General features: G+C 74.5%; 1 protein-coding gene. It reads right to left on the bottom strand.

Going from position 1 to position 9,889, the window contains the following annotated elements; genetic code table 11:
* Window positions 1-31: 31 nt before the first annotated feature.
* Window positions 32-9,790 carry a type I polyketide synthase gene (locus AC07A4_RS37300; RefSeq protein ID WP_478607889.1) on the bottom strand — a complete coding sequence of 3,253 codons (9,759 nt, stop codon included), beginning with the start codon at window positions 9,788-9,790 and terminating at the stop codon, window positions 32-34.
* Between the last annotated feature and the right edge of the window lie 99 nt (window positions 9,791-9,889).

A 9,889-nucleotide genomic window follows, 5' to 3' on the forward strand; every position in this document is an offset into this window, starting at 1 on the left:
GGCTCTGGGGAGAGCTGGTGGTAGGGCCGCATCATGAATCGCCGTTGTCCAGGGCCATTTGGATCAGGTTGGCCACGTCCATGGCGTCGATCGACGCGTCGGCGTCATCGTCGGCCTCGGCGGCCGTGGCGGTGGCTACGGCCCCGTCCGGTGCGGCGAGGCTCAGCAGGGCGTCGAGGAGGCCCGCCTCGCGGATGCGGGCGACCGGGAGGGCGGCCAGAGCCCTGCGGACGTCGGCGTCCGCGAGGTGGCCGGCCGTACCGGCGTGGACGGCGGCGTCGTCGTCCAGGTCGCCGTCGACAGTGTCGGGCAGGAGTTCCGCGAGCAGCTGGCGGGCCAGCTCCCCGGGGGTGGGGTGGTCGAAGACGAGGGTGCTGGGCAGGCTGAGGCCGGTCGCGGTGTTCAGGCGGGTGCGCAGCTCGACCGCGGTGAGCGAGTCGAAGCCGAACTCCTTGAAGGCGCGGTCCTCGCGGACGGCCGCCGTGCCCGTGTGTCCGAGGACGGCGGCGACCTCCGTGCGCACCAGTTCCAGGACGGTCCGCTCGCGCTCGGCGGGCGAGGCGGCGGTGAGGCGGTCGCGCAGGGTGGCCGCCGCGCCTTCGGTGGCGCCCCCGGTGCCCGTGTCCGCCGCGGCGTCGAGGGCGCGCCGTGCCTCCGGCAGGTCGTCGAGCAGCGGGCTCGGCCGCCGCACGGTGAACGCCGGGGCGAACCGCTCCCAGTCGACGTCGGCGACGGTGACCAGCGCGTCGCGCCCGTCGATGGCGCGCCGCAGCGCGGCGACCGCCACCTCGGGCCGCATGACGGGCAGGCCCCGCTTGCGCAGGTGCGCGGCGGCTTCGTCGTCCCCGGCCATGCCCGAGCCCGCCCACGGACCCCAGGCGACCGACGTCACGGCGCGCCCGTGCGCCCTGCGGCGCTCGGCGAGCCCGTCGAGGTAGGCGTTGGCGGCGGCGTAGGCGGCCTGGCCGCCGCTGCCCCACACCCCGGCGATGGACGAGAAGAGCACGAAGGCGTCCAGCGGTGTGTCGCCGAGCAGGTCGTCCAGGTGCGCGGCGCCCGCGGTCTTCGCGGTCACGATGTCCGCGAAGTCACGGGGTGCCGTCTCGCCGATCATCAGGTCCTGGCCGACGCCCGCCGCGTGGACGACGGCGCGCAGCGGCGCGTCGGCGGGGATCGTGCCGAGCAGCCCTGCGACGGCGTCCCGGTCGGCGACGTCACAGGCGACGACGCTGACCGCAGCCCCCAACTCCTTCAGCTCCGCCGTCAGTTCGGCGGCGCCGGGCGCGTCGGGGCCCCGGCGGCTGGTGAGCACGAGGTGCTCGGCGCCCTCGCGGGCCAGCCAGCGCGCCACATGGCCGCCGAGCGCGCCGGTGCCGCCGGTGACGAGCACGGTGCCGCGGGGCCGCCAGGGCTCCGTGGGCGCGGTGCCGCCGCCGGGCGCACGCGTGAGGCGGCGCACCTGGATGCCCGAGGGGCGCAGGGCCAGTTGGTCCTCGATGAAGTCCTCCGCGCCCGTACGGGACAGGAGGGAGCCGAGGAGGGCGCGGGCGCGGTCCGGTACGGGGCCGTCGGAGGCGTCCGGCAGGTCGATGAGGCCGCCCCACACCTCCGGGTGCTCCAGGCCGACGACCCGCCCGAAGCCCCAGATCTGCGACTGGGCGGTGCCGTGCTGCGGGTCGGCGGTGCCCGTGGACACCGCGCCGGACGTCGCCAGCCACAGCCGTCCGCCGAGCTCGGCGTCGACGACGGCCTGCGTCAGGGCGAGGGTCGTGGACATGCCCCACGTCAGGGCGGGGTCGGGGGTGTCGCTCCCCGGGTGGTGGTACGGCCGCTCGTCCAGGGCCAACAGGGACAGCACTCCGGCGACGGCGGGGCCGTCGGAACGGTCCGATGCCTGCCCTGCGAGCTCCCGCAGGAGTCCCGTCAGCGCGGCGCGGTCGGCGACGCCGTCCTCGACGTCGAGGCGACGTACGTCCGCACCGGCCGCCGCGAGCGCCTCCTCGGCGGCCGCGCACCAGGGGTGCCCGGCGGCGGAGGCCGGGACCACCAGCATCCAGACGCCCTCAGCGCCGCCGGTCGCGGGGGTACCGCCACCGGCCAGCGGCTTCCAGGAGACCTGGTACCGCAGGGCGTCGAGCTCGTGCCGCTCCCGCTGCCTGCGCCGCCACGACGCCAGCGCCGGAAGCACCGACTTCAGCGGCGCCTCCTGGTCAAGCTCCAGCGCTCCGGCGAGACCTTCGAGGTCCTCGCGCCGTACGACGTCCCAGAACTCGGCGTCCACGGCGCCGACTTCGCTGTCGTGAGCGTTGGTGTCGGTGGGCTGCGGCCAGTAGGTCTGACGCTGGAAGGCGTAGGTGGGCAGGTCGACGCGGCGGCGGTCGGCGACCGGGGCGTACAGCGGCGTCCAGTCGACGTCGGCGCCGCGTATGTGCAGCTGCGCGAGGGCGGTCAGGAAGGTGTCCGCTTCGGGGCGGTCCTTGCGCACGGCGGCGACGAGGCCCTGCTGGGCGGCCGGGTCGGTGAGCGTGTCATGGGCCATCGCGGTCAGGACCGCGTCCGGGCCGAGTTCGAGGAGCGTGACCGCGCCGAAGCCGGTCAGGGCGCCGAGCCCGTCGTGGAAGCGGACCGCCTCACGGATGTGGCGGACCCAGTACTCGGGGTCCGTCAGCGAGGCGGGATCGGCCAGTTCACCGGTGACGTTGGAGACGACCGGGAGCATCGGGTCCTGATAGGTCAGCCCCTCGGCGACCTTCCGGAAGTCGTCCAGGGCCGGGTCCATCAGCGGCGAGTGGAAGGCATGGGACACCTTCAGCCAGCGGACCTTACGGCCCTCACCGCGCAGGATCGCCTCGAGACCCTCCAGGGCCGTGCGCCCACCCGAGAGCACGGTCTGGGAGGGGCCGTTCACGGCAGCCACACCCACGCGGTCCGTGAGGCCTTCCAGCAGCGGCAGCACATCGGCCTCCGCCGCCTGCACGGCCAGCATCGCACCACCCTCAGGCAGCGCCTGCATCAACCGACCACGCGCAGCCACCAGCTGAGCCGCGTCCTCAAGCGACCACACACCAGCCACGTACGCGGCGGTCAGTTCGCCGATGGAGTGGCCGCCCACGATCTCGGGCCGCACCCCGAAGGACTCGGCCAGACGGAACAGCGCCACTTCCACCGCGAACAACGCAGGCTGCGCATACCCGGTCTGCTCCAACAGCTCGGCATCCTCGCCGAACATCACGTCCTTCAACGGACGGTCAAGCAGCGGATCCAGGTGGGCGCACACCTCGTCGAGCGCATCCGCGAACACCGCGAACGCCTCGTACAGCTCACGGCCCATACCGACCCGCTGACTGCCCTGACCGGTGAACACCACACCAAGACGGCCCTCCACCACCGACCCCGACAGCGGAGTGCCGAGACCAGTCAGGAAGTCCTCCCGGTCACGGCCAAAGACCACGGCCCGGTGCTCATGCAAGGCCCGCCCGGACAGCAGCGACCAGCCCACATCCACCACGCCCAGACCAGCGTCGGCGGCTACGTGCTCGCGCAGCCGCGCCGCCTGGTCCTGCAAGGCCTCCGGGGTCCGCCCGGACACCAGCCACGGCACAGCGGTCGCGGGGGCGGGCGACGGCTCGCCGGTGGCGGGCTCCGCCACCGGCGCGTGCTCCACGATGACGTGGGCGTTCGTGCCGCTGATGCCAAACGAGGAGACGCCCGCGCGACGCGGAGCGTCCTGCCGGTCGGGCCACGCGCGGGACTCGGTCACGAGCTCGACGGCCCCGTCCGACCAGTCGACGTGCGTGCTCGGCCGGTCCACGTGCAGGGTCGGCGGCAGGACGCCCGCGCGCATCGCCATGACCATCTTGATGACACCGGCGACACCGGCGGCGGCCTGCGTGTGCCCGATGTTGGACTTGATGGAGCCCAGCCACAGCGGCTCGCCGCTCTCCGGGCGCTCCTGGCCGTACGTGGCGAGCAGCGCCTGCGCCTCGATCGGGTCGCCCAGGGCCGTGCCCGTGCCGTGCGCCTCCACCGCGTCGACGTCCGTGGCCGCGAGTCCGGCGTTCGCCAGGGCCGCGCGAATCACGCGCTGCTGGGAGGGGCCGTTGGGGGCGGTCAGGCCGTTGCTCGCGCCATCCTGGTTGATCGCTGAACCTCGTACGACCGCGAGGACCTCGTGCCCGTTGCGGCGGGCGTCCGAGAGCCGCTCCAGGAGCAGCAGGCCCACGCCCTCGCCCCAGCCCGTGCCGTCCGCCGCCTCCGCGAAGGCCTTGCAACGGCCGTCCACGGCGAGGCCGCGCTGGCGGCTGAACTCGATGAAGGCGCTCGGCGTGGACATCACCGTGACGCCGCCCGCGAGGGCCAGGTCGCACTCGCCCTGGCGTAGGGCCTGTGCCGCGAGGTGCAGCGCCACCAGGGCCGAGGAGCAGGCCGTGTCGACGGTCATGGCGGGGCCCTCGAAGCCGAAGGCGTACGACAGGCGGCCGGAGACGACGCTCGCGGCGTTGCCGGTGCCGATGTAGCCCTCGGCGCCGTCGGGCGCGTCCTTGAGGAGGTCCAGGTAGTCCTGGCCGTTGGTGCCCGCGAAGACGCCGGTGCGGCTGCCGCGCAGCGACGCCGCGTCGACGCCCGCGCGCTCGAACAGCTCCCAGGTGGTTTCCAGCAGGAGCCGCTGCTGGGGGTCCATGGCGAGGGCCTCGCGCGGCGAGATGCCGAAGAAGTCCGCGTCGAACTCCCCGGCGTCCGGCAGGAACCCGCCCTGCCGGGCGTAGGTGGCGCCGGGCGTGCTGGGGTCGGGGTCGTACAGGGTCCGGGTGTCCCAGCCCCGTCCTGCGGGGAAGTCGCCCATGGCGTCGACGCCGTCCGCGACGAGCCGCCACAGGTCTTCGGGGCCGCGTACGCCGCCGGGGAAGCGGCAGCTCATCGAGACGACCGCGATGGGTTCGTCGTCGGCGCCCACGGGCGTGCGCCCGGTGGCCGCGTCGGTGCGGCCGTCGGGTGCGCCGCTGAGGAGCAGGCCGGACAGGTGGCCCGCGACGGCCTGCGGCGAGGGGTGGTCGAAGACGAGGGTCGCGGGCAAGGTGAGGCCGGTGGCCGCGCCGAGGCGGTTGCGGAACTCCACCGAGGTGAGCGAGTCGAAGCCGAGCCCCTTGAACGCCCCGTCGGCGGGCACGGCCGCCGCGCCGGAGTGCCCGAGGACGGTGGCGGCGTGGGTGCGTACGAGGTCGAGCAGGGCGCGCTCGGCGTCGGGGCGCGGCAGGGCCGCGAGCCTGCCCTGGAGGGCGGGCGCCTGGGGCTCGTCCGCGTGGTCGGCGGCGCGCGCCGCGCGGGCGGCGGCGGCCTCCGGCACGCCGTCGAAGAGGGTGCTCGCGCGGGCGGCGGTGAAGCCGTCGACGAAGCGGTCCCAGGTGATGTCGGCGACGACGAGCGCGGCGTCCCGGGCCGCTCCGTCGGCGGCGGGAAGGGCCGCGAGGCGCAGGGCCCGCGTCGCACGCACCGGGTCCATGACGGGCAGGCCCGCCTGGCGCATGCGCTCCTCGGAGCCGTCGTCGGCGGCCATGCCGCCGCCGCCCCACGGGCCCCAGGCGAGCGACGTGGCGGGCAGCCCGGCCGCGCGCCGCCGCTCGGCGAGCGCGTCCAGGAACGCGTTCGCGGCGGCGTAGTTGCCCTGGCCGGGCGCGCCCACGGTCCCGGTGAGGGAGGAGAACAGCACGAACGCCGTGAGGTGGGCGCTGTCCCGGGTCAGCTCGTCGAGGTTCAGGGCCGCTTGGACCTTCGGCCGGAACACAGTCGCGAAGCGCTCGGGGGTCAGTCCGTCGAGTACGCCGTCGTCGAGGACGCCCGCCGTGTGGAACACGCCGGTCAGCGGCGCGTCTTCGGGGATCTCCGCGAGGACTTGGGCCAGCGCGTCCCGGTCGGCCGTGTCGCAGGCGGCGATGGTGACCTTGGCGCCGAGTTCCTCCAGTGCGGTACGGAGTTCCGGCGCGCCGGGGGCCTGCGGGCCGCGCCTGCTGGTGAGCAGCAGGTGTCCGGCGCCCTCGGCGGCGAGCGTGCGGGCGATGTGCCCGCCGATGGCGCCCGTGCCGCCCGTGATGAGGACGGTCTGGTGCGGCGTCGGCTCGGTCGAGGAGCCGGTCGAGGAGTCGGTCGAGGGGGCGGTGTCGAGGGGTGCCCGCTCCAGACGGCGCCCGAAGACGCCCGAGCCGCGCACCGCGACCTGGTCCTCGCCCGTGGGGGCCGCGAGGACCTGGGTGAGGCGGGACACGGCGCGCGCGTCCGCCGTGTCGGGCAGGTCGACGAGGCCGCCCCAGCGGTCGGGGAGTTCGAGGGCCGCCACGCGTCCCAGGCCCCAGACGGCCGCGCCCGCCGCGTCGGCTTCGGCGTCCGAGGCGCCCACGGAGACGGCTCCCCGTGTCGCCACCCACAGCGGCGCCGCGACCTGGGCGTCGCCGAGGGCCTGGACGAGCGCGAGGGTCAGGAGCACCCCGGCCGGGGTCGCGTCGCCGTGCTCGGTTCCGGTGGCCGGGCCGGTGGCGGCGGGCGTGGCCGGGGGCGTCGGCGCGCAGGCCAGCAGCGACAGCACGCCGGTGACGGGTGCGCCACGGTCCTCGCCCTGGTCGGCGAGGGCGTAGTCGAGGAGCTGGCGCAAGGTGGCGCGGTCGGCGTCGCGGGCCTCCACGCGCAGGACGCGTGTGCGGGCGCCGCCCTGCTCAAGGGCCTGTACCGAGGCGTCGATCCAGGTGTCCTCGGCCGCTCCGGCCCCGGCTCCCGCGACGACGAGCCAGGTGCCCGTGAGCGTGCCCGGCGTGGTCTTGCCGAGGGGCTTCCAGGCGGTCCGGTAGCGCCAGCGGTCCAGTTCGTTCCGCTCGTGCCGCTGGCGCCGCCACGCGGTCAGGGCGGGCAGCACGGACCGGAACGGCGCTTCCCCGTCGACGTCCAGGGCACCGGTCAGCGCGTCGAGGTCCTCGGCCTCGACGGCCTCCCAGAACCGCGCGTCCACCGGGTCGGCGCCGTAGCCCGCGCCGCCGTCCTGCTCCAGGGGGTTGAGCCAGTACGTCTCGTGCTGGAAGGCGTAGGTGGGCAGGTCGACGCGGCTGCGGTCCTCGACGGGCGCGAACAGCGGCGCCCAGTCGACGTCGACGCCGCGCACGTGCAGCCGTGCGAGCGCGGTCAGGAAGGCATCCGCCTCGGGCCGGTCCTTGCGGACGGCTCCGATCAGGCCCGCCTGTGCGGCCGGGTCGGTGACCGTGTCATGCGCCATCGCCGTCAGGACGGAGTCCGGGCCCAGCTCCAGGAGCGTCGAGACGCCCTGCGCGATGAACGTGCCCACACCGTCGTGGAAGCGGACGGCCGCACGGATGTGCCGCACCCAGTACTCGGGGTCCTTCAGCTCGGCCGGGTCGGCCAGCTCACCCGTGAGGTTGGAGACCACGGGCAGCGTCGGGTCCTGATAGGTCAGTCCGGCCGCGACCTCGCGGAAGTCGTCCAGGGCGGGGTCCATGAGCGGCGAGTGGAAGGCGTGGGACACCTTCAGCCAGCGGACCTTGCGGCCCTCGCCGCGCAGGGTCGCCTCCAGGCCCTCCAGGACGGCGCGGTCACCGGAAAGCACGAGCTGCGACGGGCCGTTGACCGCCGCCACACCCACACGGTCCGTGAGTCCATCGAGCAGCGGAAGGACGTCCGCCTCGGTGGCCTGCACGGCGAGCATCGCGCCCCCGGCCGGGAGCGCCTGCATCAACCGGCCGCGCGCGGCGACCAGTCGGGCCGCGTCCTCAAGCGACCACAGCCCGGCCACGTGGGCGGCAGCCAGCTCGCCGACGGAGTGACCGCCGACGATCCGTGCCCGTACGCCGAAGGAGCGCAGCAGCCGGTAGAGGGCGACCTCGACGGCGAACAGCGCGGGCTGCGCGTACCCCGTCTGCTCAAGCAGGTCCGCGTCGGTACCGAACATCACGCTCTGGAGCGAACGTTCTATCCACGGATCAATATGAGCACACACCTCGTCCAGCGCGTCCGCGAACACCGGGAAGGCCTCGTACAACTCCTTGCCCATCCCGACCCGCTGGCTGCCCTGACCGGTGAAGACGACACCAAGGCGACCCTCGACGACCGAGCCGGACACCGCGCCCGTACCGCCAGCCGTCAGCGTCTCGAGTCCGGCCAGGAACTCGTCCCGGTCCCGGCCGAGGAGCACGGCCCGGTGCTCGTGCAGGGCGCGCCCCGAGAGCAGCGACCAGCCCACGTCCACGGAGTCCAGGCCCTCTTCGCCCGCGACGTGCGCGCGCAGCCGCTCGGCCTGCGCCGTCAGCGCCTGCGGGGTCCGCGCGGACACCAGCCACGGCACGGCGGTCGCGGGGGCGGCGGACGGGCTCGCGGGCTCGTCCGCGGCGGCCGGCACCGGCGCCTGCTCCACGATGACGTGCGCGTTCGTACCGCTCACGCCGAACGACGACACACCCGCCCGACGCGGCGCACCGCCGTCGCGCTCGGCCCACGTACGGGCTTCGGTCAGGAGCTCGACGGCCCCGTCCGACCAGTCCACGTGCGTGCTCGGCTCGTCGATGTGCAGGGTCCGCGGCAGGACGCCGTGCCGCATCGCCATGACCATCTTGATGACGCCCGCGACACCGGCGGCGGCCTGGGTGTGGCCCAGGTTCGACTTGATGGAGCCCAGCCAGAGGGGTTCCCCGCTCTCGGGCCGCTCCTGGCCGTACGTGGCGAGCAGGGCCTGCGCCTCGATGGGGTCGCCGAGCGTGGTGCCCGTGCCGTGGGCCTCGACGGCGTCGACGTCGGCGGCCGCGAGTCCGGCGTTCGTCAGGGCCGCGCGGATCACGCGCTGCTGCGCCGGGCCGTTGGGGGCGGTCAGGCCGCTGCTGGCGCCGTCCTGGTTGACGGCGGTGCCACGCACGACACCGAGGATCTTGTGCCCGTTGCGGCGGGCGTCCGAGAGCCGCTCCAGGAGCAGCAGGCCCACGCCCTCGCCCCAGCCGGTGCCGTCGGCGGCCTCCGCGAAGGCCTTGCAGCGGCCGTCCGCCGAGAGGCCGCGCTGGCGGCTGAACTCCACGAAGGTGTCCGGCGTTGACATGACGGTGACACCGCCCGCGAGGGCCAGCGAGCACTCGCCCGACCGCAGGGCCTGCGCCGCCAGGTGCAGCGCCACCAGGGACGAGGAGCAGGCCGTGTCGATGGTGACGGCGGGGCCTTCGAGGCCGAAGGTGTAGGAGACGCGGCCGGAGGCGATGCTGCCCGCGCTGCCGTTGCCGAGGTAGCCCTCGAACTCCTCCAGGCCCTGGGGGTTGCTGAGGATGCGGTTGCCGTAGTCGCCGTACATGACGCCGACGAACACACCGGTACGGGAGCCGCGCACCGACAGCGGGTCGACGCCCGCCCGCTCGAACGCCTCCCACGTCGCTTCCAGGAGGAGGCGCTGCTGCGGGTCGATGGCGAGGGCCTCGCGCGGCGATATGCCGAAGAAGGCGGGGTCGAACTCCGCGGCGTCGTGGAGGAAACCGCCCTCACGCGCGTAGCTCTTGCCGGGCCTGCCCGGGTCGGGGTCGTGCAGGTCCGCGTCCCAGCCCCGGTCGTCGGGGAACGGCGATACGGCGTCCCCGCCCTCGGCGACGAGCCGCCACAGGTCTTCCGGTCCGGCAACCCCGCCGGGGTAGCGGCAGCTCATCGCCACGATGGCGATGGGTTCCCGGCTGACGGACTCGGCGTCCTGTAGACGCTGCCGGGTCTGGTGCAGATCCGCGGTAACTCGCTTGAGGTACTCGCGGAGTTTCTGCTCGTTCGCCATTTCGGTGCGACTCCTTCAACGCAGAGGGCCGAAGCCATCACATCGGGGGGAGGGTAGGGCAACAACCCCTACCCTCCCCCTATGAACCCCTTGAGGAAT

It is taken from the genome of Streptomyces sp. NPDC043996 (assembly GCF_056435225.1).